General features: G+C 53.4%; 24 protein-coding genes and 1 riboswitch. Of the genes, 11 read left to right on the top strand and 13 right to left on the bottom strand.

From position 1 onward, the window contains the following. Positions 1-27: 27 nt before the first annotated feature. The 6 genes from cobU to HCH_RS04340 form a co-directional block, all read right to left on the bottom strand. Entirely contained in the window at positions 28-555 is a 528-nt protein-coding gene (gene cobU, locus HCH_RS04370; RefSeq protein WP_011394926.1) for a bifunctional adenosylcobinamide kinase/adenosylcobinamide-phosphate guanylyltransferase, read from the bottom strand. Then, the gene (locus HCH_RS04365; RefSeq protein WP_011394925.1) at positions 552-2,042 is read right to left on the bottom strand and encodes a cobyric acid synthase; all 1,491 of its coding nucleotides are present in this window, start codon (positions 2,040-2,042) and stop codon (positions 552-554) included. The genes cobU and HCH_RS04365 overlap by 4 nt, the downstream gene beginning before the upstream one ends. A 38-nt stretch (positions 2,043-2,080) precedes the next feature. Beyond that, on the bottom strand, positions 2,081-3,262 hold the full coding sequence (locus HCH_RS33555; RefSeq protein WP_011394924.1) for a hypothetical protein: 1,182 nt from the start codon (positions 3,260-3,262) through the stop codon (positions 2,081-2,083). Between the two features lie 31 nt (positions 3,263-3,293). After that, positions 3,294-5,240, bottom strand: coding sequence for a TonB-dependent receptor plug domain-containing protein (locus HCH_RS04350; RefSeq protein WP_011394923.1), 1,947 nt, complete (start codon positions 5,238-5,240; stop codon positions 3,294-3,296). A gap of 111 nt (positions 5,241-5,351) precedes the next feature. Next, positions 5,352-5,549, bottom strand: a riboswitch (cobalamin riboswitch). A 143-nt stretch (positions 5,550-5,692) separates the two neighbouring features. Next, on the bottom strand, positions 5,693-5,881 hold the full coding sequence (locus tag HCH_RS04345; protein ID WP_011394921.1) for a DUF3012 domain-containing protein: 189 nt from the start codon (positions 5,879-5,881) through the stop codon (positions 5,693-5,695). Between the two features lie 150 nt (positions 5,882-6,031). Beyond that, the gene (locus HCH_RS04340; protein ID WP_041598419.1) at positions 6,032-6,442 is read right to left on the bottom strand and encodes a hypothetical protein; all 411 of its coding nucleotides are present in this window, start codon (positions 6,440-6,442) and stop codon (positions 6,032-6,034) included. Positions 6,443-6,636: 194 nt separating this feature from the next. Between HCH_RS04340 and HCH_RS04335 the strand changes: the two genes are divergently transcribed. The 6 genes from HCH_RS04335 (at position 6,637) to maiA (ending at position 12,439) form a co-directional block, all read left to right on the top strand. Next, positions 6,637-7,320: a phospholipase D-like domain-containing protein gene (locus HCH_RS04335; protein ID WP_011394920.1), complete on the top strand. Its 684-nt coding sequence runs from the start codon at positions 6,637-6,639 to the stop codon at positions 7,318-7,320. A gap of 239 nt (positions 7,321-7,559) precedes the next feature. Further along, a complete protein-coding gene (gene phhA, locus HCH_RS04330) occupies positions 7,560-8,378 on the top strand; it encodes a phenylalanine 4-monooxygenase (RefSeq protein ID WP_011394919.1) in 819 nt (272 codons plus the stop codon). Between the two features lie 192 nt (positions 8,379-8,570). Beyond that, on the top strand, positions 8,571-9,668 hold the full coding sequence (hppD, locus tag HCH_RS04325; protein WP_011394918.1) for a 4-hydroxyphenylpyruvate dioxygenase: 1,098 nt from the start codon (positions 8,571-8,573) through the stop codon (positions 9,666-9,668). Beyond that, the gene (locus HCH_RS04320) at positions 9,661-10,788 is read left to right on the top strand and encodes a homogentisate 1,2-dioxygenase (protein WP_011394917.1); all 1,128 of its coding nucleotides are present in this window, start codon (positions 9,661-9,663) and stop codon (positions 10,786-10,788) included. The genes hppD and HCH_RS04320 overlap by 8 nt, the downstream gene beginning before the upstream one ends. A gap of 23 nt (positions 10,789-10,811) precedes the next feature. Further along, complete coding sequence (locus tag HCH_RS04315) at positions 10,812-11,795, top strand: fumarylacetoacetate hydrolase family protein (protein WP_011394916.1); 984 nt, start codon at positions 10,812-10,814, stop codon at positions 11,793-11,795. Further along, entirely contained in the window at positions 11,792-12,439 is a 648-nt protein-coding gene (gene maiA, locus HCH_RS04310) for a maleylacetoacetate isomerase (protein ID WP_011394915.1), read from the top strand. The genes HCH_RS04315 and maiA overlap by 4 nt, the downstream gene beginning before the upstream one ends. Positions 12,440-12,473: 34 nt before the next feature. Here maiA and HCH_RS04305 read toward each other — a convergent pair whose 3' ends face one another. Further along, positions 12,474-13,229 carry a DUF5071 domain-containing protein gene (locus HCH_RS04305; protein WP_011394914.1) on the bottom strand — a complete coding sequence of 252 codons (756 nt, stop codon included), beginning with the start codon at positions 13,227-13,229 and terminating at the stop codon, positions 12,474-12,476. A 10-nt stretch (positions 13,230-13,239) separates the two neighbouring features. Next, complete coding sequence (locus tag HCH_RS04300) at positions 13,240-13,914, bottom strand: PrsW family intramembrane metalloprotease (protein ID WP_011394913.1); 675 nt, start codon at positions 13,912-13,914, stop codon at positions 13,240-13,242. A gap of 164 nt (positions 13,915-14,078) precedes the next feature. Between HCH_RS04300 and HCH_RS04295 the strand changes: the two genes are divergently transcribed. Then, complete coding sequence (locus HCH_RS04295; RefSeq protein WP_011394912.1) at positions 14,079-15,359, top strand: hypothetical protein; 1,281 nt, start codon at positions 14,079-14,081, stop codon at positions 15,357-15,359. Positions 15,360-15,422: 63 nt separating this feature from the next. On the opposite strand, the gene HCH_RS04290 is transcribed toward HCH_RS04295, so the two are convergent. The 3 genes from HCH_RS04290 to HCH_RS04280 all read right to left on the bottom strand — a co-directional run bounded on the left by HCH_RS04290 (position 15,423) and on the right by HCH_RS04280 (position 19,777). Continuing rightward, positions 15,423-16,628, bottom strand: coding sequence for an MFS transporter (locus HCH_RS04290; RefSeq protein ID WP_011394911.1), 1,206 nt, complete (start codon positions 16,626-16,628; stop codon positions 15,423-15,425). 264 nt (positions 16,629-16,892) lie between these two features. Then, on the bottom strand, positions 16,893-19,073 hold the full coding sequence (locus tag HCH_RS04285; RefSeq protein WP_011394910.1) for a sensor histidine kinase: 2,181 nt from the start codon (positions 19,071-19,073) through the stop codon (positions 16,893-16,895). After that, positions 19,073-19,777, bottom strand: a complete 705-nt coding sequence (locus tag HCH_RS04280) for a response regulator transcription factor (RefSeq protein WP_041598417.1) — start codon at positions 19,775-19,777, stop codon at positions 19,073-19,075. The genes HCH_RS04285 and HCH_RS04280 overlap by 1 nt, the downstream gene beginning before the upstream one ends. A 199-nt stretch (positions 19,778-19,976) precedes the next feature. On the opposite strand from HCH_RS04280, the gene HCH_RS04275 reads away from it, so the two are divergent. The 4 genes from HCH_RS04275 to HCH_RS04265 are packed head-to-tail and all read left to right on the top strand — an operon-like array spanning position 19,977 to position 22,325. Further along, positions 19,977-20,315, top strand: a complete 339-nt coding sequence (locus tag HCH_RS04275; protein ID WP_011394908.1) for a PspA/IM30 family protein — start codon at positions 19,977-19,979, stop codon at positions 20,313-20,315. 55 nt (positions 20,316-20,370) lie between these two features. After that, entirely contained in the window at positions 20,371-20,508 is a 138-nt protein-coding gene (locus HCH_RS34100) for a hypothetical protein (RefSeq protein ID WP_011394907.1), read from the top strand. Beyond that, on the top strand, positions 20,505-21,068 hold the full coding sequence (locus HCH_RS04270) for a hypothetical protein (protein ID WP_011394906.1): 564 nt from the start codon (positions 20,505-20,507) through the stop codon (positions 21,066-21,068). The genes HCH_RS34100 and HCH_RS04270 overlap by 4 nt, the downstream gene beginning before the upstream one ends. Before the next feature lie 33 nt (positions 21,069-21,101). Beyond that, on the top strand, positions 21,102-22,325 hold the full coding sequence (locus HCH_RS04265; RefSeq protein WP_011394905.1) for a vWA domain-containing protein: 1,224 nt from the start codon (positions 21,102-21,104) through the stop codon (positions 22,323-22,325). A 206-nt stretch (positions 22,326-22,531) separates the two neighbouring features. Here the strand turns inward: HCH_RS04265 and HCH_RS32955 are convergent, their stop codons facing one another. Next, positions 22,532-23,788 carry an immunoglobulin domain-containing protein gene (locus HCH_RS32955; protein WP_011394904.1) on the bottom strand — a complete coding sequence of 419 codons (1,257 nt, stop codon included), beginning with the start codon at positions 23,786-23,788 and terminating at the stop codon, positions 22,532-22,534. A gap of 242 nt (positions 23,789-24,030) precedes the next feature. Further along, positions 24,031-24,507 carry a GNAT family N-acetyltransferase gene (locus HCH_RS04255; RefSeq protein WP_011394903.1) on the bottom strand — a complete coding sequence of 159 codons (477 nt, stop codon included), beginning with the start codon at positions 24,505-24,507 and terminating at the stop codon, positions 24,031-24,033. Positions 24,508-24,516 lie beyond the last annotated feature (9 nt).

The raw sequence follows: 24,516 nt of genomic DNA, 5'->3' as shown, positions 1-24,516 counted from the left end.
CCTTATTTTTAATGGTAATCAGTATACTTAGGCAAGCTCCAAACGACCTTTCAGGCAATGAGGCAGTCCCGCGACGGTTAACACCACCCGATCACACTGGGCGGCGAGCGCCTGATGCAGCAGCCCGGCTTCATCGCAATAGCGGCGCGATAGCTCCCCTAAAGGCGTGACGCCCATATTGGTTTCATTGCTGACGAAGATGATGTCGCCATCGAGGTCGGGCAACACGTCCAACAGCGCCTGCCGTTGCTGTTCAAAAAGCTCGTTGGAGTCGGAAATCAAAAGGTTGGTAAGCCAAAGCGTCAGACAGTCCACCAGCACCATACTCCCTCCCTGCATAGCGTCGCGAATGGCGTCAGCGAGATATACAGGCGCCTCAATCAATCCCCAGGCGGATGGACGGCGGGCGCGATGATGAGCGATTCTCGCGGCCATTTCGCCATCGCCGGCGGTAGCTGTAGCGATATAGACGACGGGTTTGTCCTGGGAAATCGCCAGTTGCTCAGCCAACGCGCTCTTTCCTGACTTCACGCCCCCCAGAATCAACGTCCTCACGCCCTGCTCTCCCTGTCGTCGCTGTTTGGCCCAACCTGTAGAAACCCTGCGATTTCCTCCCAGTTTAAATACTGGTCCACGACATCCGCCAGGCGATTTATGTCTGCTTCTCGTAAAGCATCGTAATCCAGGCGCTGCACTTCGTTCAGGCCCGCCCAACGTAACAAAGCCGTCAATGCCTGCGGGCTCTCAAACAGTCCATGCAGATAAAGCCCCAACACCTGATTATCATCGCTGACGACGCCATCCAGTCGTCCGTCCTCAAGACACACCGCCGACGTTTGCGACGCTAGGCAGCGAGTCACTCCAGCATGAATCTCATAGCCGGTAATCCGAGCGTCATCCAGCCACAGCCGCCCTTCCACTCGCCGCAATTGCTTTTCCGGCTCCAGCGTGGTGGCGATATCCAGCCATCCCAGGCCGACGCTCTCTCCAGCAACGCCTTCCAGGCCATGAGGGTCGGCGATGCTACGTCCCAACATTTGATAGCCGCCGCAAATACCGATGACTCGACCGCCATAGCGCAAATGCTTGCGAATAACCTCTTCCCAGCCATTTTCACGCAACCACTGCAGGTCGTTGCGTACGGATTTGGAGCCAGGAAGAATAATGAGATCAGCAGGCGGCGGCGACTGGCCCGGCCCGATAAACTGGAAGTCTACCTGCGGGTGTAAGCGCAGTGGATCAAAGTCAGTGTGATTGCTGATTCGGGGCAAGGCCGGCGCGATGACTTTGAGCGTCGCGTCAGATTTAACGATTGAGTCTCGCGGCAAGGCGTCTTCCGCTTCCAGATGCAGGCCGTTCAGATAAGGCAACACTCCCAACACAGGCTTGCCGGTATATTCCTCCAGCCACCGAAGTCCCGGCTCAAGCAAAGCAATGTCGCCGCGAAAACGGTTGATGACAAAGCCGCGTACGCGCCGCTGCTCGCTTTCGCTCAATAAAGCCAAGGTGCCGACCAAATGAGCGAACACGCCCCCCCGGTCAATATCCGCGACCAGGATGACCGGGCAATCGACCTCCTCCGCAAAACCCATATTGGCGATATCGCGATCGCGCAGGTTAATCTCCGCTGGAGAACCTGCGCCTTCCACCAGAACCGCATCGTAAGCGGAGGAGAGTCGTTGAAAAGATTCCAACACCGCCTGCATAGCGGTGCGTTTGTAATCGTGATAGGCCACTGCGTCCATATTGGCGCGGGCTTTTCCATGAATAATGACTTGCGCGCCAATATCCGTATTAGGCTTCAACAACACCGGATTCATATCGGTATGCGGCTGCAGGCCACAGGCCTGCGCCTGCACCGCCTGCGCCCGCCCAATCTCACCGCCGTCCACTGTTACGGCGCTGTTAAGCGCCATATTCTGCGGCTTGAACGGCGCCACTTTCACGCCGCGCCGCAACAGACTGCGGCATATTGCGGTGACGAGTGTGCTTTTGCCAGCGTCGGAAGTGGTTCCCTGGATCATGAGCGTCTTATTAGTCATAACGCTTCCCTTAACCAATACTCAATATTTTTATTGAGTTAGTTTTTCTCGACTTTAATAAATACGATCTGTGCCGGGTCCTTGTTAACAGGAATCGTTTTTTTCCGTTGCTCCGTCACAACACTTGCTATGACCAAACCAGGGTTATCTCCTCCAATACCTATCCATATCTCTCCACTAGGACTTACTGCAAGGGCTCGGAGATTTGTGTTGCTCGTTCCCGGAATAAAGGACTTATAGGTAGCCCCTGTAGATGGATCAAAACGATACAGAGTGTCATCTTTATAGCCGGTGGATCCTTTAAAATAACCGACTGTGCTTGATACTATCGCCATATCTGTAATAAGTCCGTATGGATGATCAGTACCCAGGTCGTCATCAATTATCTGAGTGTGGGTATAGTTACTGGTATTAATTTTTTCAATTCCCCCAGTGTAGTCAGGGGGGGTCGAAGATGTCGCATACCTGCCAGAACCAACAACATACACAAAGCCATCCATCGCCACTAATTTGTGCGGATTTTTGATACTTAGTTTAATCCCGTAATGAGCATCATCAGTAAATGTATTGACTTCTTTGTCTGTAGCCGTATTTATGACGGCTACGTATGCTTCATCCGGCGCGAATGTAGAGTCCATGCGCTGCATGGCCACATAGAGACGCCCATTCACGATAACCCCCGCCGACATTTCTGGCACGCCATCGTCATCGTAGTGACTCAAATCTATTTCTTTAATTTTGAAGTCTTCCGGATCACTTGGATTAACCACCCAGATGGAAGACGCACCATAACGAAGGACATACGCCTTCGTTTCACTAACAAATAAGATATCGTATGGATTACTTAAAGACTTACCTGGATCATTGGTCGATACCTGCCACTCAGGAACTCCACCCGGACGGTCAAAACTATATTTAGTAATATTATCTTGACCAAACTTACCCAAGCGATAAAAGTAATCCCCCCAAACAGCAACTGCGATGTCAGACTTGTCTGAGCCAGCATAACCTTCCTCAACATCATAAGGAGAAACGGCTGAAGCAATAGATATTTCACTTGAGTCAAAATTTGTAGAAATGTTAGCGATAACTGCGAGGGTCTCTGATTTTGGAGTTGTGCCTGCAGTACCTTCAACTCCACCACCTCCGCATCCATTCAGTAATAAGACAAGCGCTTGAGATAGACCAATCCATCCTAATATTTTGTAGCTTGTTGGCATGACCGAACCCTCTTTTATTAAAAGTAAGCCATTAAAATAAATGCATTAAAGACACAAAGAAGTGACGCCCAGGAGAGGGGAAACCATTAAAGGCTTCAACAACTTCATCGGTCACATTGTTTGCGCTGACTTCGACAGTAGTCTCGCCATCGGACCAGCGTCCCACCACATCGACAATGTTCTGATCTTCCACTTCCGTTTCCTGAGCGCTGTCGTAATAAGCCCCGGATTCATGGCGATACTCGACGGAGGTGGTGATGCGCCCGATACTCCAGGCGGCGGATAAAAAGTGGGAATAGGTGTAAGCGCCCGCCAGTTGTTTGCCGTGCAGATCGCGAGCGTCTGACAGGTTTTCTGTGTCCTGGGCGGTGCTTCTGGCGATAAACGTCCAGGCGGGAACAGGTCGATACATGGCGTCCACTTCCACTCCGCTAACCCTTGCTTTGCCAACATTCTCAAAGCGGCCGACTCCCCTTGAGTCATAAGAGGGGACGATAGCATCTTTTAAATCCCGATAGAAATAGGCCGCTGATACACTAAAACTATCTACGCCCACTTCAAATCCGATGTCACCGTTCAACGCTGTTTCCGGTTGCAACTCACTATTACCAATGAAGAATCCTCTATCGCCGAACTTCTCCGCTAACTGAGGGAACCTCACATCACGGGATGCATTGGTCTTGAGCGACAACCAATCTGTCAGGCGGTAACGAACGCCCGCCTGCAATGAGTGATACTGAGCGCTGTCGGAAGCCGTCTCCACGCGTCCGCTCATGGATGCAGCAGGGGTTTCATCTTCAAGAAAATATTGGCGCGCACTCAGCCGCACCAGCCAGATGTCTTCCGCGTCCGCCCACTCGTCCTGTACTCCCAATAAATAGGTCATGCGCTCAAAGTCCTGCTTTTGGCTGCGTCGGGTCAGGTCCTCTTCTTGATAAGTTTCCTTCCGCGCCTCCAATGTAGCGGAGAACAGATGCAACCCTAATGAATAGGAGCCATACAGCTCTGCGCCGACCACATCCGTATTTGCTCGTGTTTTCTGCACGCCCAGGCCGACGCGGCTTTGACTGTCGTCATATCGTTCTTCCTGGGTGGACCAGAATATACGCCCGGTGTAATTTTCCCGCGCATTTCTCGCGAAACTCAGTTTGCTCTGCAAACGAGTGAAATCCGTATCCAGACTGGTTCGCGTACTCTCTAAGTTGGCGATATCAGGCAGATGCTGATCTTTATTGAAGTGTTGCGCCATCAGTTGCAGATCCGTACGATCCGACAAGCTTCGCTCCGCTGTCAACATGCCGTTGAACTGACTAAAGTCCGCATTACGACGGCGCTCTACACGATCATCGTAGGGATTAAATTCAGTTTGATTATTGTTCAGCATCTCGAAATCGTTATCACTGCCGAGATAATCGAGAGAAGCGAGGTAGTTTGTCTCACCTACGCTATCGGCGAAAGTAAGCGCCCCTTTGCGACTGTTAAATGATCCATACCCAAGGGCCAATTGCTTGATGGGCTTGCTGAAGCGAAGGGATTTGATATTGATCGCGCCGCCGACCCCGGAGTAGCCCAGCTGAATCGGCGTCGCGCCTTTATAAATTTCAATCTGCTCAATGCCGCTCAACAATATCTGGCTCAAGTCCACCGCGCCGCCAGTGGCGTCGTTTAGCAAAACCCCATCCAGATAAACATTCACCTGCTTACTGGTGGAGCCGCGCAGATAAACAGCCGAGTAAGATCCCAACCCACCGCTCTGCCGCACTTGGACACCGGTTTCATTCTTCAGCACATCCGCGACGGTGGCGACTTTCGAGTCAAATTGCTCGCGCTTGATCACTTTCACGAAGCCAGTCTGATATTCCGCGTCAATCTCATCCGCAGATGGCGCCTTGGCTTCGACGACAACAGGCCCCAACTCTTCCGCGCGAGCGCCGGTCAGTTGAGAGCCAACTAAAAGCAAAAGGGTTACAAGCCTCATAATGTTCCGACAAGAGTAGCGCCAGTGAATGTAATGGTTGCGCAGCGGAAACAAGCAAAGAGGGAAAGGAGTCGAGTCAGACGAATCCCGGCAAAGCCCTCCGCTATGCCACGCGATCAGCAGGCGTCAGGCCGGTCTCCGGGCTCATGAGTGGCGTAACCGGCGACAACGTCTTCCCGCGAATCCGCAGTGACAGGGGGTTGTCGTTTGACTCATTTACCGTTGCGGGGGCAGCGTCGGATTTTAACCGACTTCCCGTTTCATCCCGTGAACGAATGTTCGTGGGACACCTGATGCAATGGGGCGTAAGCTAAATGGCCGCCCCGGCAAAGTCAAGGCGCACAAAGCGCCTCACGAAAACAACAGGCTTCAAGGTGACGACAACCTGTTGATAACTATCAAAATGTAGTCTCGCCCCTGTTCCCAATAAGTGAGGAGCGGAGTTCGCTCGCTTAGCTATCGGAGCGGAACAGACAATGTTTGGCGTAATCCGTCGCCTCATTCGCCGTCCAGTCACCCTTCGGCTTGGTCGCCATATCCTCACACCAGTCCTTGCTCCCCACCTCAGGAGAACAGCCAGCCAATGCGCCCAGACTCAACCCCACCACCAATAGCCAAGAAGATACGCGTTTAATCGCCATAGTAATCCCAAATATCAGGTCATCAATTCATCTTTAGCGAGCAAGTATACAGGAGAGGACTGGAAATTGGAGTGATTGCCGGCTCCGAGCCATCGACCTATCTGACGATACAGGTTTCCAGCACAAGCAAAGCAACGCTAAAGCAGTGTGTTAAGGGCATACTTCAGATGCGTGCGCGTAAAGTGAAACGTTCAACCACACCCCTGAATATGTTGTTCCACAATCCTGATATCCCATGCTTTCAATAAAGTAGACTACCGACATTTCCATCCACCAACCTATAAAAAGTAAGCATAAAAAGGCTGCGAAAATAATTCCTCCCTGCGCTTTTTTAAAGAATGCCGAACCTAATCTCCGGTCGATCACTCCTGTGATAATGATAACCGTGACGACAAGCGGCAATAGCAGGTAACGCACGCCGCTCTTAACCTCAATTGTGCTAACCCCATTGGCTGCCGCCTGCTGTTCTGAATAAACGATAGATATGAAATGAAAGACGAAAGCGGCCGTCAGTAGCTGTAAAAGAACAATAAGCAAAATTTTGCCGTACCTAGACTTCATCACTGATCACTCACACGGCCTGAACAAAAGGCTTACAATTCATAATATTCACCGTACAAATGCAACATTTGTTTTGGCTCGACGGAAAGTTTCCAGGCCAACATCCCTCTCCTCCAGCGACGCCTATCACTATTTCGATTTGCATCTCAAAAAGTTACTCTTTTCCGACTTTCGAAGTAAAAGGTGCGAGCACAATGCAACTGAACCAACTGACTTTCTTCCTCCAACAAACCCTCACGGATGAAAGGTTTGATAATGCTGAGAAGCAGGCGTTGCTGGCGATGCTTGAGACTTTACAGCCGGATCAGGTGCGTTTTATGCGTAATCGCGCCTTTGAGTTGACCCGTCCATTGATCGTCAATGGGGGCGATGAGGCGCTCAGGGCGTTGAAATGGCTGGAGCGGGTGATCAAGGCTTTGGACTCAGGCGAAGAGGAGAGTAACTTAACGCGAGCCTACTTTAGTCCCGGGGAACAATGTCGTCGCGCAATCATAGAACGCATACGCAATGCTCAAAGCAGCCTGCAGATCTGCGTGTTCACCATTTCCGATGACAAAATCGCGGATGAAATTATTAACGCCCATAGACGGGGGCTGAATATTCGGATTATCACGGACAATGACAAGTCCTTCGATCGCGGCAGCGACATCGATCGATTTAAAGAAGCCGGCATTTCTGTGAAGATGGACGATGAACCCCACCATATGCATCATAAGTTTGCGCTTATTGACGATGGCCTGCTTATCCACGGCAGTTTTAACTGGACCCGCAGCGCCACTACTTATAATCAGGAGAATATCGTCATTACCGACCACCCCGGCCTCATCAGGGAGTTCTCAGGGGAGTTCGCCAAGTTGTGGCGGACATTCACCGACTGAGCCTTAAGCTTGAAAGGAATCGTCATTAAATCTCCCTCGCTAATCGCCAGCCGTTATTAGCAATGTATAGACAAATTCTGCAGATTGTCATTTAATCAGAGGAAGGCCCGGCCGGAAAAAAATCCGACCTCGCGCCGTCCAATCCAACTGACGGCCGCCAGATTAAGCCGGCCACAAGCCGGTAGAATAATAAGAGTGCCATGGAATACACCCTTCCTGACACGTCACGAGGTGAGAAAATGGGCAAAGGTACAAAGTATGTTGCGAGAGAGCCTGACGCATCCGGCTTTATCGCCTACCCCGATTCGGAACACGCCGTCTGGCGTGAGCTGATCACACGACAACACAAGGTCATACGCAATGTGGCCTGCGACGAATATCTTCATGGACTGAAGTTACTGGATTTACCCGAAGACCGTATCCCCCAATTGGAGGAAGTATCCTCCGTATTACGCCGTGAAACCGGTTGGGAAGTGGCGCAAGTGCCTGCATTGATTCCCTTCGATACCTTCTTCGACTTACTCTCAAATAAGAAATTCCCCTGCGCCACCTTTATTCGCACGCCGGATGAAATGGATTATTTGCAAGAGCCGGACATCTTCCATGAAATCTTCGGTCACTGCGCCATGCTGACCAATCCCTACTTCGCGGAATTCACCCAAATGTACGGCAAACTGGGTTACTCAGCCTCCAAGGAAGACCGCATCTTCCTGGCGCGGCTGTACTGGTTCACCGTCGAGTTCGGGCTGATGAACTCCGCCGCGGGACAACGAATTTACGGCGGCGGCATTCTGTCCTCTATCGGCGAGACGCAATATTGTTTCTCCGATACGCCGGAACGCCGTCCCTTTGATATCGTGGATGTGCTGAGAACGCCTTACCGCATCGATATCATGCAACCTATTTATTATGTGCTGGATGGCCTTAAACAGCTTTACGAAGTCGCCCACTGCGACATTATGGATAAAGTGCGCCAGGCCAAAGAACTTGGGCTGTTCGCCCCGACTTTTCCGCCCAAACAACAAACCAATCCGGAGAAGTTAGCCGCCCGCGCCTGACGTGCGGGAACGGCGACGACGTACAGACGAAGCAGGTTAAGTCCACTAAAGTTATGAACGATTTTGCATTACTCGCATTGAAGCTACTGATAGCCGCAGAAATCCGCGCCCAATGGAGCTAAGCGGGGCTTCGCCCCAGCTGACGACAATTCCATTACGCGTTTTTTAATTGATAATACAGAGGACTGTATCATGAGTAATGTATATACAAACCCACTTGGCACTGATGGTTTCGAATTCGTTGAATTTGGAGCTCCTGACAAAGCAGGCGCAGAAAGCCTGAAACCTCTTTTCGAAACGCTGGGTTTCACCGCCATCGCCAGACACAAGCGTAAAGCTATCACCCTGTATCGTCAGGGCGACATCAACTTCCTGGTCAACGAAAACGTCCCCAGCTACTTCCACAAGTTCAGCATGGATCATGGCCCCTGCGCCTGCGCTATGGCGTTCCGCGTCAAAGACGCACAAAAGGCATTCGAATACGCCGTATCTCAAGGCGCCAAGCCCTTTGACCAAGGCGATGTTCAAGGCGAAGAAGTCCGCATCCCTGCGGTGTATGGCATCGGCGGCAGTGTGCTTTATTTCGTTGATAAATATGGCGAAGACAGTATTTACGATATTGATTTCGAGTACTTCCCCGGCGTGGATAAACACCCGAAAGGCCTGGGTCTGACCACTCTGGACCACCTGACTCACAACGTATTCCGCGGCAACATGGACACCTGGGCCGGCTTTTACGAGCGCATCGGCAACTTCCGCGAGATTCGTTATTTCGACATCGAAGGCAAGTTGACCGGCCTGCATAGCCGCGCCATGACCTCCCCCTGCTGCAAAATCCGCATCCCGATCAACGAGTCCGCTGACGACAAGTCTCAGATCGAAGAATATCTGCAGGAGTACAAAGGCGAAGGCATCCAGCACATCGCGCTGTCTACCGAGGATATCTACAAGACAGTACGCGATATGCGCGAAGCTGGCGTGGTGTTCATGGACACGCCCGATACTTACTACGAAAAAATCGACACCCGCGTCCCCGGCCATGATGAAAATGTCGAGAACCTGAAAGATCTGCGCATTCTGATTGACGGAGCGCCTCACGATAATGACGGCCTGCTGCTGCAGATTTTCACCAGCACCGTCATCGGGCCGATCTTCTTCGAAATCATCCAACGCAAAGGCAATGAAGGATTCGGCGAAGGCAACTTCCAGGCATTGTTTGAATCCATCGAAGAAGACCAGATCCGTCGCGGTCTGCTGTCTCCTAACGCCGGAGAAAAGGAACATGCGTAAGTGGATCTCTTTTCCGCATAAAGAAGGGCTGGTCTCCAGACAAGCCCATGCAGACCTGCCCAGCGAAGCGATCTATGAAAGGGAAGCCGGACGCAGCGGTTTCTTCGGGCCTACCGCCCACTTTCACCATAAGCGTCCGCCTACTGACTGGGATAGCTGGGAAGGGCCATTGCGTCCCCGGGCTTTTGATCTCAACAGATTGAACATTGAGACCAAATCTCCCTTTGACGCCCCGGTTTTGCTGCACAACGCGCACTGTCAGTATCGTTACTGGCGCTGCACGCAGAAGATGGATACTCTCGCCCGCAATGCAGATGGCGACGACCTGTTCTTCATTCACGAAGGAGAAGGCGACTTCTTCTGTGATTACGGTCGCCTGACCGTGCGTGAAGGCGATTACATCGTGCTGCCGCGCAGCACCATGTGGCGACTGGAGCCTAAGTCTCCCATCACCATGTTAATGATCGAAGCCACTAACGACAGCTATCAGCTGCCGGAAAAAGGATTGGTGGGACCGCAGGCGATCTTTGATCCCGCGATGCTGGACGTCCCCCGCATTGACGACGCCTTCCTCGCCCAGCAGGACGACACCCAGTGGGTGGTGGAGATCAAGCGTCGCAACGCGATTTCCAAGGTGACCTATCCTTACAGCCCGCTGGACGCTCTCGGCTGGCACGGCGACCTTTCCGTGGTGCGCATCAACTGGCGCGACATTCGCCCATTGGCGTCTCATCGTTATCATTTGCCGCCGTCGGCGCACTCCACCTTCGTCGCCAGTCGGTTTGTGGTGTGCACCTTCGTGCCTCGTCCAATCGAGTCTGATCCAGGCGCACTGAAAGTGCCCTTCTACCACAACAATGACGACTTCGATGAGGTCATTTTCTACCATCAAGGCAACTTCTTCAGCCGGGACAATATTGGTCCCGCCATGGTGACCTTCCATCCTTCCGGGTTCACTCACGGGCCTCACCCCAAAGCATTTGCTGCGGGCCTCGAATATACCCGTAAAGAAACCGATGAAGTCGCCGTCATGCTCGACACCCGCGATGCGCTGGAAGTCGGGCCGTCAGCCTGTCAGGTGGAGACCATCGAATATGCAGACAGTTGGAAAATGAAATAGCGACGGTTTAAGGAGCAATATCCATGAAATTCGCAACATTAAAAAGCAATTCGCGCGACGGCGTCCTGGTTGTCGTCAGCCGCGATCTGCAACAGGCCGTCGCCGTTCCACAGATCGCTCCTACGCTGCAAGCCGCCTTGGACCAGTGGAACGATCTGTCCTCCGCGCTGGAGGAAGTGTACAGCGCCCTGAATAAAGGCTCCGCCAAGGAGGCCTTTGCATTTGATCCGAGCCAATGCGCCTCTCCCCTGCCGCGTGCTTACCAATGGGCTGACGGCAGCGCTTACGTCAATCACGTAGAGCTGGTGCGCAAAGCCCGCGGCGCGGAAATGCCGGAGAGCTTCTGGACCGACCCGCTGATGTACCAGGGCGGCAGCGACGCTTTCCTGGGGCCGCGCGAAGATATCGCCATGGCTTCAGAGGATTGGGGCATCGATATGGAAGCGGAAGTGGCGGTAATAACAGACGACGTTCGAATGGGCGCCACGCCGGAAGACGCGGGTAAACATATTCGCCTGCTGATGCTGGTCAATGATGTGTCCCTGCGCAACCTGATTCCCGGCGAGCTGGCGAAAGGCTTCGGCTTTTTCCAGAGCAAACCCTCCAGCGCCTTCTCCCCTGTGGCGGTGACGCCGGACGAGCTGGGCGACGCCTGGGATGGCGGCAAGGTGCATTTACCCTTGATCACGCATTTGAATGACACGCTGCTGGGACAACCCAACGCCGGCATCGATATGACCTTCGACTTTCCCACCCTGATAGCCCACGCGGCGAAAACTCGTCCGCTGTCTGCTGGCGCGATCGTCGGCTCTGGCACAGTCTCCAACAAAGACCGTTCCACCGGCTCCAGCTGTCTGGCGGAAGTGCGCATGCTGGAGATCATTGAAAGCGGCTCGCCGAAAACGCCATTCATGCGTTTCGGAGACCAAGTGCGTATTGAGATGTTGGATAAACAGGGGCGCTCCATTTTCGGCGCCATCGACCAGAAAGTGACGCGCTACTCATGATGCTCTTATATGATTACTGGCGCTCCAGCGCCGCCTACCGGGTGCGTATCGCACTGAACCTGAAAGGACTTCCTTACGAAGCCCACAGCGTTCACCTGGTGAAAGACGGCGGCCAACAGCACCAGTCTGACTACAGGGCCCTGAATCCTCAGGGCCTCGTCCCGCTGCTGACGGACGGCTCGTTCCGCCTGAATCAGTCTCTTGCGATTATCGAGTATCTGGAAGATACGCATCCATCGCCTGCTTTACTTCCAGCAGATCCGCAAAGTAAAGCGCAAGTCAGGGCTTTCAGTCAGGTCATTGCTTGTGACATTCACCCGTTGGATAACCTGCGGGTGTTGCAGTATCTGACCGGCCCCATGGAAGTCAGCGAGGAGAGGAAGCTGGTGTGGTATCAGCATTGGATTCTTGAGGGCTTCAAGGCGCTTGAGAAAATGGCGGCGAGTTATGCGGATGCAGGTCCCTACTGCTTTGGCGAGCAGGTGACGATGGCGGATGTCTGCCTGATTCCTCAGGTATACAACGCCGACCGTTTCAACTGCCCGATGACGGACTTTCCGAGACTACGGGAGATCAACGACAATTGCCTGAAGCTGGAAGCCTTCCAGAAGGCGACGCCTGAACAACAGGCGGACGCGACTTAGTCATCCGTATCAGGCTCATTACAAGGGAAATTGGCTACGGCTGATTTCCCTCTTCCTCTTCCTCTTCCTCTTCCTCTTCCTTGAGAGCATCTTGCAGCTCCTCAATATACTCTGCGTAAGCGTCAATTTTTATCCGCGCCCATCTGCGCAGGTTCTGTTGGTCGCCCAGCTTATGGCGCAGCAAGAGTTTGATCACCATAACGCCCAGCTCCTGGTCTTCACTCAGTATCCAGTGCGATAACTCAGCTCGCAGCGTCTCCACAGAGGACGCTGGTAATTGGTTAATCAGGTTAAGGATAAGATTGCACACCCACCAGGAATCATTTTCCTGGCGCGCCATTTTGAGCGCCTGCAGCAACGCGGGAGTTAACTTGTCCCCCATCGCCGCCAAGGGATCGACAATGGCGCCCGCGACAGGCCAATTGGGGTCCTGCAACCATGTCAACATTTCTGGTAAACAAGGCTCGATACGCTCAAACGGTAATTGCAGTAATCTCTTTGCTTTGTCCGTATCGCACTTATCCTGCGGCCGTAACGCCAGCAGTGACTCAGGCCATGCAGGGAAATTGGTCCAGGCGGCCCTTTCCAGTAGGTCTGGAGGAACCATGTTACTCTCAGGGTTGTAGATAGATGCATACGCTCCCCACATTTCCTGATAGCACAGCTCCACCTGCAGCATCATTTCCTCTTCGCCGGGATCAAGGTTGGCCCGTGAGTGCTGACGCCGCGTCATGTCATCCAGCCAGAAACGCAAGCCTTGCAGAGCATATACGTAATCACTTGAATTCATAAGCTTGTACTCAGGCCTCACTCTCAACTCTATGTAAAATTCGCAACCGCCACATCCATATCCCCAGGATCAGCAACGGCGGCGCGATATTGGTCCATAGCGACAGGCCAATACTGAAAAAATCGAATACGCCATGTAAAAACATAGAGATCAGCAAGAAACAGGTAGTGACGGCGAAGCGATTGCCTCCGTGAGAATCAGAGTACCCATAAGCATATCCCCATATCGAAGCGAACATGACATGAACCATCGGCGCCGTCAGGGATCTCGCTATCGCTTCCCATCCCTCCAGATAGGTCAGGTAATAGCTGTTCTCATGCAATGAAAAACCGAGTGCAATAAATGAGGAATAAATAATGCCGTCTATCGGCTCGTCAAAGTGCGGCAGTCTGACAATGATAAGGAGAAAAGGAATAAACTTAGCCAACTCCTCTATCGGACCAATGACTAAAACGGCATATAAAAACAAATGCAGACTCGAGCTTTCCGCAAGTTCATAGGCATCGAAACGTAAGTGAACATAGTCCAGCGCTTCATACAAATATAAACCGATATAGGCCGAGCAGTACCCTAGCACAAGGGCCAGCACCAGCATTAAAACAGGTTCGGGCTTATGCCGGTCTTTATAGTAGTGGTATGCGCCCCAGAAAAGGCACGGGAGGTAGAGTAAAGACCAGTATTCCATTGCTATACATCGCGTCAAATATAAGGCGCTGCGGGCGCAAACTTCATAAGAAATGATGACTCGACAATGAGTCGGGCTGAAATACTATCACCTTATGATATACTCGACCAGCTAACGCCTCCCATATCAGCCAAACAATTCAAAGCCCCCATCCGCGACCCAAAATGCAATTTATTTATCAATCACTTAGGTCAGCCATTTATATCATTCCCGCACTCATTGTATGGGGAATCATTAAGTTCATCTGTAGCCTGCCGTTCAACGATTACCCTGTCTCCAATGCAGTACTGACCATCGCAGAAAGCCGCACGACCTATCCATGGAACGCAGGGGCCAATCAGGATGTTCCCTATCAGTCCATCATTCGAGTGTATAGCGGCGTCAGCCGGGGGAGCGGATCATACAATTTCTGGGGCGACAACGACATCAACCTTCCCAGCGGCGACGTCATCGCCGAAATCAACGCCAATGACAACGGCAAAGTGGAAACCTTTCAGGTTAAGGACGCTAATGGCGTCTTGCTGGCTTCTTCCGAAGAACGCGAAGTCCGTAAGTGGCTAGGCTTGGGCGGACGCAAGGAGGCCTTGATCGGTAGAGTTCTGGTCGAAGACCAACTTACTCCCGTCTTCGCCATCAACGAAAACGATCCAACCTTTGGACGGGAAGAAATCGAAGTCTACGGCGCGGTCAAAAACGGCGACGTCAACGACATCAAACCGCTGTATACCCTCATTGAAGGCAGGGGAATGCTGGGCATTTTGGGCGAGCGAGTCCGTACTGGCACAAAGCTGAAAGATGATCGTCAACAGCTGCTCATGGAAACCCGGGAAGACGGCGTGCTGCTGGGAGACCTGTTTTTCCACCAGGGCAGCGACCTCAACATTTTGGGCGCCCATTATCGTGTTGAAGAAGAATACCCTCCGGGTAATTTTCTGGGGCGACCTCGCAGTTGGTTCGATGGCTATTCCCTGTATCAAGGCTTAGATATGGGTCCAGACAGCAAGCCTGTCGCCAAAATCAGCATCGACGCCCGAGCCTTTACCCACGAACTGGCTTATGAGTTTTGGTACGACGCCAACAGAAATGGCGAGTTTGAAGCAGAAGAAAAGCTGTGCACGGTCGTGTATGGAACCACTGTGGTGCAAGCCGCAGATTCGGAAAAACGTACATCAGGCAAAGAACTTAACCACCTATGGGTCGCCTCCAGTCAACACTCCGGAGACGTCATTCATCGCAACCTCAACTATGTGGACGCCATCCTGAAAATGATGCCCGACGCCATTAACCACAATCCCACTCTGCACAATATCGAGCACTTGCTGGACGGCTACAGGCTGGCGCTCAAACCCGAATTGAAAACCCTCGCCGACGCCTCTACTGAAGAAGACGCATTGTCTTTTTTTGACGCCTACGCTCTGCTCTTCCCTGAGGCGCAGCAAAAGTAATCCGCGATAAGCCAGAGCAGGCTGCCGGCTACTCTGGCTTATCCAGTGAGTCCAGCGCCCCGGTTAAACCGCTGCGGCCGGCTCCATTTGCTCATCCTCCAACTGCCTGAACGCCAGCACCGTAGACGCCATCGCTAACAGGCAGCAAAAGAATGAGAAAATAAATATAGATTCGTAGCCGAACCAGGAAACGATCGAGCCGCCGATAATGCCCGCAATCAAAATTCCAATATCAAAGCAGGATTCATAGGTGCTCAGCGCCAGTCCGATATTCTTATCCGGCAGACTTTTCAGGGCGGGCAACGCCAGTAGCGGATACACCATGGACAAGCCAAAGCCAGTCAGGAAGGCCCCGATCATGGCTTGCTGAGGCGAGGTCGCCAGTCCAATCAATAGCAGTCCCACCGCTTCTATGAGAAGTGAGAACAATGTCATTTTCAGTCCAGAACTGTCCGCCCTCCAACCCAGCGTCAAACGCGCACAGACATAGCCCACGCCAAAGAGCGATAAAGAGAAAGCCGCCTCTTCCCGCCAGCCGCTTTCAACAAAGTACAGCACCAGGAAAGCGGTAATCGCCGCATAGCCAATATTCGCGAGGGAAAAGCCTGACCCCGACTTCCAGATCCGACTGATCGCATAGGCCAGCTTGATTTCGCTTCTTTCTGGATGCACATCCACGGGACGGACAACCGCCACAAATACAAAGCCAATGACTGGCGACAGACTCATGAAAAGCGCCGCATAGACAATGCCTACAGAGTAATAAGACCAGGCCCCGACATAATTCCCGGCGGCGAGCCCCAGAAACATAGCGATACCCACCCAGGACATAATCTTACCGGCGTGCTCCCGACCAACCAGCCCGATAGGCCATGTTCCGCTACAGGTAAAAATCAGACTCTCGCCAACCCCCATCAAGATCCGGGAGAAGCAGATAATCACGTAAGTGAGAATAGTCGCCGGCAACAAAGCGAATGACAGATAGCACAGTATCCCCGCGCTAAAGGTCAGCGTAAGCCCCAGCACCATCCCTTTTCTGGGACCATGATTGTCCGAAAACCTGCCGGCATAGGCGCGGGAAAGCAACGTAGAAATGGACTCAATCGCCACCACCAATCCGACATAAAACGCAGAGTAGCCCAGCGTTTTATTTACATACAACGGCAAGACAGCCAGGGAAAGCCCCAGACTGACAAGAGCCAGAAACAGAATACTGGCGACCATACTGGCCGCCACAAGGTCGTTTTTAATACGCAACACAGCGTTCATAGCCCTACTCAATCCTTAATCATTCAGCGCTATTACATCCAACAGCAAAGCCCAGTGAAAACCGGCTTCGTTTGGAGTAAAAAATTCAGAGAACGTGGTTATCCGCGACTAATCGGGCGTATCGCAGATGAGAGGTAAATCGTCGGGGGATAAGTTCGCAACAAGCGAAGCGGTGTACATCATCGTTTGCGTCCTGCAACAAGTCTTAAAACAGATAAGTGACTATTTTATAGAGAAAATTATAGTTAGCCACTTATTCCTGCATCAGCTCAACACCACCTCAAACTCCGCTCCTGGAGTGCGGTTCAGCACGTCCACCTCGCCCCCCATGGCGCGGGTCAGCTGTCGCACCAGCGCCAGCCCGATTCCGGTGCCGACGGTGTCGCGGGTCAGTTCATTGCCGGAGCGGTAAAACAGCTGGAAGATTTTTTTCATCTGGCTCTTCTGTACGCCAGGACCGTAGTCCCGCACGCTCCAGGCGACTGACTTGGCTCCCCGAGGCCGCGCGTGGATCTCAATGCGTTTGCGCTCGGATTTGGCGGAGAACTTGATGGCGTTGTCCACCAGATTGATGATCACTTGCACGAACGCGTCTGCGTCTACGTGCAGCTCTCTCTCCACGCAGGAAGGATCGAGTTCGTAGCTGCATTCAAATCCGGCCCGCTCCACCTGGCTGCTGATTTTAGAGCGCACCATATCCATTAGCGCCTGGGCGCCGACGGGTTTGAGTTCGAGTTTCAGGTCGTTGCGCTCCATTCTCGCCAGTTGCAACACATTGGCGATGAGACGGGATAAGCGCTCGCTCTCGTCGTGAATGAAATCGTAGTACTCCCGTTTCTTCTCTTCGCCGACCCAGCCTTCCCGCAGCATTTCGCCATACATGCGAATGGAGGTCAGCGGCGTTTTCAGTTCATGACTGACGGCGGAAACAAAATCCTGCTGTTGCCGGGCCAGTTTGATCTGCCGCAGGCCAAGCCGGTACAACATGATGAATCCCAGCAGCAACACGCCGCCAAGAATCACGCTTGCCCAAATGACGACCCTGGCGCCGGGACCGGCGGGGAGACGATTAATCGTCCAAAGTAATTGAAAATCGCCCAGCGGCGCTGACAAACGCACCTGATGCAGCAGTTCGCCGTTCAACTCCCCGCTTCGATCCATGTAACCACGCCCCACGGAACCGGAGATCGTTTGCAGGATATCGCCCTGAAACGCCACCACCATATTGCTCATCTGCGCCAGCGCCGTTCCCTGAAACGCCTGCGCGATCGCCCCTTCGACAAAGGCGTCCTGCTCGATGATCGCACCCTGAATGATACGCTGACCATCTCGCCAGACTTTCCTGAACAGCACAAACTGACCGCTGTCCAACAAGGCCAGCTCCAGGGGGTCTACTTCGCTTTCGAAGATTTTTACTTTTGGCGCGGCGACGGCGGGCTCTCCCGGCGCCGCCTCGGACTCCACTTCTTCCAGCAACGCGGTCTGCTCTATTCTCGATACGCGATTGGGAGCCTGCACAGTAGCTGGCGCGGCCTTCGAGAGTGACTTGCTTGCAGCGCTTTCCTTCTTGAAACTGTTTTGTAGCTTGAGATCATCAAGGCGCTTCTCGCTTTGGCTACGCTGCCGTTGTTCGAATACCGGCGAGTTTAAATTGTCAAACGCCTGCTGCGCATACACGGGCGGGGACTTGGCCTTATACTCTTCCTGCGCCGGTTCCGGAACGGATTTTCTCTCCCGCGTAGCGGGCGCCGCCGGAGTCGGTTTGGGCTCGACCATGGCCAGAGTGTCCATCTCCGCATCGCGCTCACTACTGATATCGTCGCTCGCGCTCATGCCACCCAAGCCCGACTCGGAAGACGAACTGTACATACTTGAGGAGGACTCCGCCGCATCCGCCAGACCTGCGCCTTCCTCCACAAGATTGAGAGGCTGATCATCTGTCCTGCGACGCTGCACCAGCTGATTCTGGCTGAGAATATCCAACAAGGTGTCGCGCAACGCGGTTCTCTGGGTCAGCTCCTCCACGCTCAAGCCCCAACGCTCAGGGTTATCCAGCGTCTCAGGAGTCGCCGGCGTAGAGAACACGCCTTCCGCATCCACCTGAAAATAGCCAAGCAAGCCGGGAATAGACGATTCAGCAGGGAAAGCCGCCAAAGGAGAGCGCTGCACATAGCTGGACGTATTGGGGTCGCCGGTTAAAACCAGAAACTGATAGTCGGCGTACGAATGCGCTTCTTCCACGGCGATCCAGCGCTGTAACTCAGAGTCGATACGCTGGGATAGCTCTTCCGCCAGCAAACGATACTGGTGAAAAGCCTCCCATTTGATCTGCTGCTGGGTCTGCCACACCAATACTGAGAAAGGGATAAGCAGGGCAAGAAACAGAACCGCCAGAAACAGGCGCAGGCGTCCTGGCGTGAGTCCACGTCGCAACGAGGCGGCCATCAGGACGCCGTCATCAGGCGGTAGCCGCCGCCGCGAACAGTCACCAACCGCTGCGGCTGCTTGGGATCGGCTTCAATTTTACGACGCAACTTGGCGATGTGAATATCCACGGTGCGGGTTTCAATATCCAGATCCCGCGCATAGCCCCAGACCTTGTTTAGAAGCTCCTCTCGGGATACCGGACGTTCGCTGTGCTCGTGCAGGTATTGCAGGACATCCATTTCCCTGCGCGTAAACGCAACATCTTCCCCTTTGTGCTGACAGCTTAAATTCAACGTGTCGATCTCCAAGCCGCCAAGCAGACAAATATGCGCGTCATCCAGCGACGCGGAACGGGAGCGTCTCAGCACAGCCTGCACTCGCAGCACCAGTTGCGCTACAGAGAAAGGTTTGGCCACGTAGTCATCGGCGCCCAGCGACAGGCCATGGATGACATCTTCGTCGGAAGACTTGGCGGTCAACATGATAATCGGTTGATCACGGTCCTTGAGACGCACGGCTTCGCAGATCTCGTAGCCGTTTTTTCCCGGCAACATCACATCCAGCAGGATCAGATCATAGGCGCCATTCAGCGACTTATTCAGACCGTCGTCGCCGTCCACGGCGAAGTCCACGTCATAGCCATGGTAAACGAAGACATCCACCAGTCCGGTGCGAATCGCCGTTTCGTCTTCCACTATCAGAATGCGCGCTTTGCGTTGCATCTCCACCTCAACAAGTACCGAAAAGAACATTCTCGCGATAGGAATGTAGTTACAAACGAGTCTAACAACAAGCGCCGGCGCGCCATGTAAATTCTTTGTAAACAGGACCGCGCAGGTTTTACAAAAGCCTGTCTACGACGCCTGCTCGCTCCTTTTTAGACTGGAACCACATCAACGAACACCCTGAAAGGAGACGAACATGGCGCTGATCACCAGACTGACTCGATTATTCAAAGCGGATATGCACGCTGTGCTGGACCGCCTGGAAGAGCCCGACGCCCTTCTGCGTCAGGCGATTCGGGAAATGGAAGAAGAAGTATCGCAAAACGCGCGTCGACTGCAAGCGAAAGAGTTTGAGATACAACAGGTTAACGGTCGCGTTAAAGAAGTGGAGAAATCTCTGGGCGGACTTGAAGGGCAGCTGGACCTTTGTTTTGAGGCGCAAAATGAAAAGCTCGCCCGCAACTTACTCCGTCGAAAACTGGAAGGCGAGCTGCTGCTGACCCAATTCCGACAGCAGGCCCAGCCAACTGACTGACGCGATCACCGCTCAAACTTCAACACTTTGCGATCAGCGCCGTCGGCTTGAGAGTATGCGACAGAAAGCCGCTTTGTTTGAGACGGATCACAGCGTCGAGCCCAAGGCCTGGGACAACAAAGACGTCAGCATTACCGAGGAAGACATTGATCTGGCGATGCTGCGCGAGCAGCAAAAACGGAGGGCGTCATGAGCAAGACCACTTTCTGGCGCGGCGCGGCGATTGCGCTGGCGCTCAGTATATTCGGCGCCCTGGCGCTGGTTCTTTTCGCGCCACTGGTTGGCGAAGGCTTCGGACTCAGGCTGCTCATTTCCGCTCTTGGTCTGGCCTATGTGGTGATCTTGTTGCGTGACAGCCGCGCCCGCACCGGACGTCTTGTCGTATTCGCCGCCTGGATGACGGCGACCGCCGCGCTGTTCTTACTTAATCCCGGCGTTTGGGTCTGGCTGACGGCGCAAACCGCCGCCATCTGGCTGACGCGCTGTTTGTATATCCATGACAGCCTGGTCGCCGCCGCGATGGACGCGCTCCTCAATGGCGCCGCCCTGCTCGCGTCCCTGGCCGCCGCGCTGCATACCCAAAGTCTGTTCCTGGCTTTATGGACGTTCTTTCTTGTGCAAGCGGCGTTTATCTACATCCCTCGCAAACTGTCTGCGTCAGAACGCAGCGAGGCGCCCGCCGGCGACGAGGATTTCGAGCGCGCCTATCGCAATGCCGACGCCGCCTTACGGCGTCTATCCAGACACTCCTGACATTGGCTCATTCATTTTTGGAGGAACTAAACCATGAAATCGAAATTCTTCGCCTTCACCCTGTTTGCGGCCACCGCCGGCGTGATCGCCTTTTATCCGACTCTGCAGAACCTCGCCATTGCAAAGCCTGCGGTCAACCAGACCACCCACCCGATCACGACAACTAGCCCAATCGCCACAGTCAGTGAGAAGCGAGCCAAGATCGAAGTGGTGTTTGCCCTGGACACCACCAGCAGCATGAGTGGTCTGATTCAGGCGGCGAAAGAAAACATCTGGTCCATCGCCAGCACCATGGCCTCAGCGCAGCCCGCTCCGGAAATCAAAATGGGGCTGGTCGCCTTCAGGGATCGTGGAGACAGCTATATCACCCGCGTCACCGACCTTTCTCCTGATCTGGACTCCATGTACGCGACATTGATGGATTACCAGGCTGAAGGCGGCGGCGATGGCCCCGAAAGCGTCAATCAGGCGTTGTTCGACGCAGTACACAAAATTTCCTGGAGTCAGGACAAAGACAGTTACCGGGTCATCTTTCTGGTCGGCGACGCCCCACCGCATATGGATTACCAAAACGAACAGCAATATCCGCAAACGTTGAAAGACGCCCTGAGCAAAGGCATCGTGGTCAATACCATCCAGGCGGGCGACGACCCTTTTACCCAAACAGAGTGGCGTCGCATAGCGCAGTTGAATCAGGGCTCTTTCTTCCAGGTGGAGCAGTCCGGTCAGGCCGTTGCAGTCGCCACGCCGTTTGATGAACGGTTAGCGTCCTTGTCCAAAGAAATGGACAAAACCCGGATGTTCTACGGTACGGAAGAAAAGCGTAAAGCACTCGCAGCGAAAAGCGCAGCCACGGACAAGCTGAACGCCGTCAGTTCCGATGCAGCCCTGGCTAAGCGCGCCGCCTTTAACGCCTCCGCCGCCGGCGAAGGAAACTTCCTGGCGGAAAGCGAGTTAGTCGATGACATCAGCAGCGGCCGCGTCGACCTGGAGACTGTCGCGCCAGCCGCCCTGCCCGCGCCGTTGCAAGCAATGGAAAAAGAGGAACAGGCGAAAGTCATCAAGGAAACAGCGGAAAAGCGGGAAGCCCTGCGTACGCAGATTGCGGAGCTATCGCGCCAGCGCCAGGAGTTCATCGAGCAGCGCCTCAAGGATAGCGGAACAGAAGAAGAAACCCTGGACTACAAAATTTACTCGACAGTCAAAGCACAAGCCGCCGAGAAAGGCATCGTATACGAAAGCGCGCCGGCTTACTGATGGATGTGAGGGTAATATTAATATGGCAATGATATTGGCATGTTAATAGTCAGGCGCATGGATGCGCCTGCGCGGCGGCTAGCCGCGGGAGACGTGGCCTGACATGTGCAGGCCACGTCGTTGCAGACAAATAGAAGGAAGCTATTTGTCTGCCTGATCAATAGAAGTAAGGGAAGCAAAAAGGGCGGATACTCCGCCCTTGGTTTTTATAAGACTTTTTTCGTCACAATATCTGAGGTGTCGCTTTCCAGCCCATTCACATCCACTGCCGAAACGGCAAAGTAATGGGTGCCTACGGGCAGGTTATCGAAGGAGAAGCTGATTTCATCCGGCGCCGCTTCATATACCGTCTCCACGGAACCGTCTTCAGACAGATGATAAATACGATAAAGTTGAATTTCCGATGCCGCGAGCACGCTGCCGTCTTCGCGGGTCGCCGGTGGCGTCCAACTCAACAAAGCAGTGCGATCGATCACGACATCCAGCGTCGCCGCATCACTAATCACAACGCCGCTCTCATTGCCAATCATGACGTCATAACTGCCGGCGTCCGCTTCGCTCACATTGGTAATGGTATAGCTGGAGGTGACCGCATCAGGAATGTTCTGCCCGTTTTTACGCCATTGATAATAGAGCGTATTATTGCCGCTGGCGCTGACGTTCAAGGTGACAGAGGAGCCTACCGCGGCGGATTGCGAGGCTGGCGGCAAGGAAATAACAATGTTCACGTCATCTGACTGGGTCTGGTCAGTCGTCGGGTCCTGAGTGGACGTATCTGGGGCCAACGTCGTGTCGCCCGTATCCGTCTGGCCGGAGTCAGTCGTCTGATTGCTACTCGATGCAGTCGTATCCGTTGTAGGACTAAAGGGGTCCGTAGTCTGGCTGGTGTCGGTAGTCGTGTCTGAAGGACTGAACGGATCTGATGACTGGGTGGCGCCAGAGGTATTGGTGGTGGGACTAAAGGGGTCTTGAGTTGTCGTCGTGGTCCCGGAAGTGTCCGTGGAGGTGTCAGTAGTGCTGTTGTTGGAGCCATCCCCCCACCTTCCACCTCCTCCTTTGGTCCCGCCTTTACCGCCCTTAGTAGAAGTGGTGTAAGACGAATCCAGTACCGTATCGCCGCTCAGTTCCGTTTCTGAAACAGTGATGGAACTCTCCGTCGAAGTCTGTGTTTTTGGCGCAGCGCTGGCCGGCGTCGCCCCCCCGCACCCTGCAAGGAATAACGGCGACAAAGTTAAAACGGATGTCAGTACGGTGCGTCGTAAATTACGTTGAATCTTAAGAGTGCGCCGTATTTGCCGGTCTGACACCAAATGTTCTTCGACCAGGATCTCACCCAGCTTCTTATGGGATGCCTTCTGCAAAGACATCGCCCTTTCCAGTTGCTCCTGGGTGATGAGATTCCGCTCAAGCAACAGGTCCCCTAAACGGGTCTTATCTGACGATGATACGGGTGCTTCCGCCATGTCCACTCCCCCCTCTGAGGATACTTCCCGCCGACTCGCCTCTTGGCGCTTCACTGCGCATGACTTCGGGCTGCGACGGATATGTTGTTCTGGCGTGAATAAATATGCGGGCTGTTCTCGTCCGTTTGGGCGCAAAATCCAAAAAGCACTATTTATGCGGCGCCATTATTTACAGTTTAGTAAAGGATTTACTCTGTAAATAACGACGATAAGATCAAATGGATATAAAAAAACCAAATGTGCTAGCGTTTTGTTAACTTCTTTTCCATTGTGAAATTAACCAGTATCTGACCGTTGCGTTGTATTTCATTAAGTTGCGTCGTTACAAAGCCTTTTGACTCGAAAAAGGGGCGCGCAGCCCTTGATGCTTCGACATAAAGGCGCGTCATACCTGCGTCAGTCGCCTCCCGTTCAAGCCGCTGATAGAGCTGAGTCGCCACCCCACGCCGTTGACATTTCACATGGGTATACAGGCAATCGATATGGCCGTCAGCTTCCAGCTCGATAAAGCCAAGCAGACGCCCATTGCTCAACGCCAAGAATGGTTTTTTGACATCCAGCCGGGCTTTCCACCGATCATAATCAGGCGGCGTCGGCGCCCACGCCTCCTTTTGCGCAGGCGTATACATCTGCGAGTCAACGCCATGCACCGCCCCGTGAAATAAATCCGCGACCGCTTCGGCGTACTGGGAGTCGTAATCAATCACATCAATATTCACAACAAGATC

It is taken from the genome of Hahella chejuensis KCTC 2396, assembly GCF_000012985.1.
Taxonomy (GTDB): domain Bacteria; phylum Pseudomonadota; class Gammaproteobacteria; order Pseudomonadales; family Oleiphilaceae; genus Hahella; species Hahella chejuensis.
This window is presented reverse-complemented; position numbering and strand designations above follow the sequence as displayed.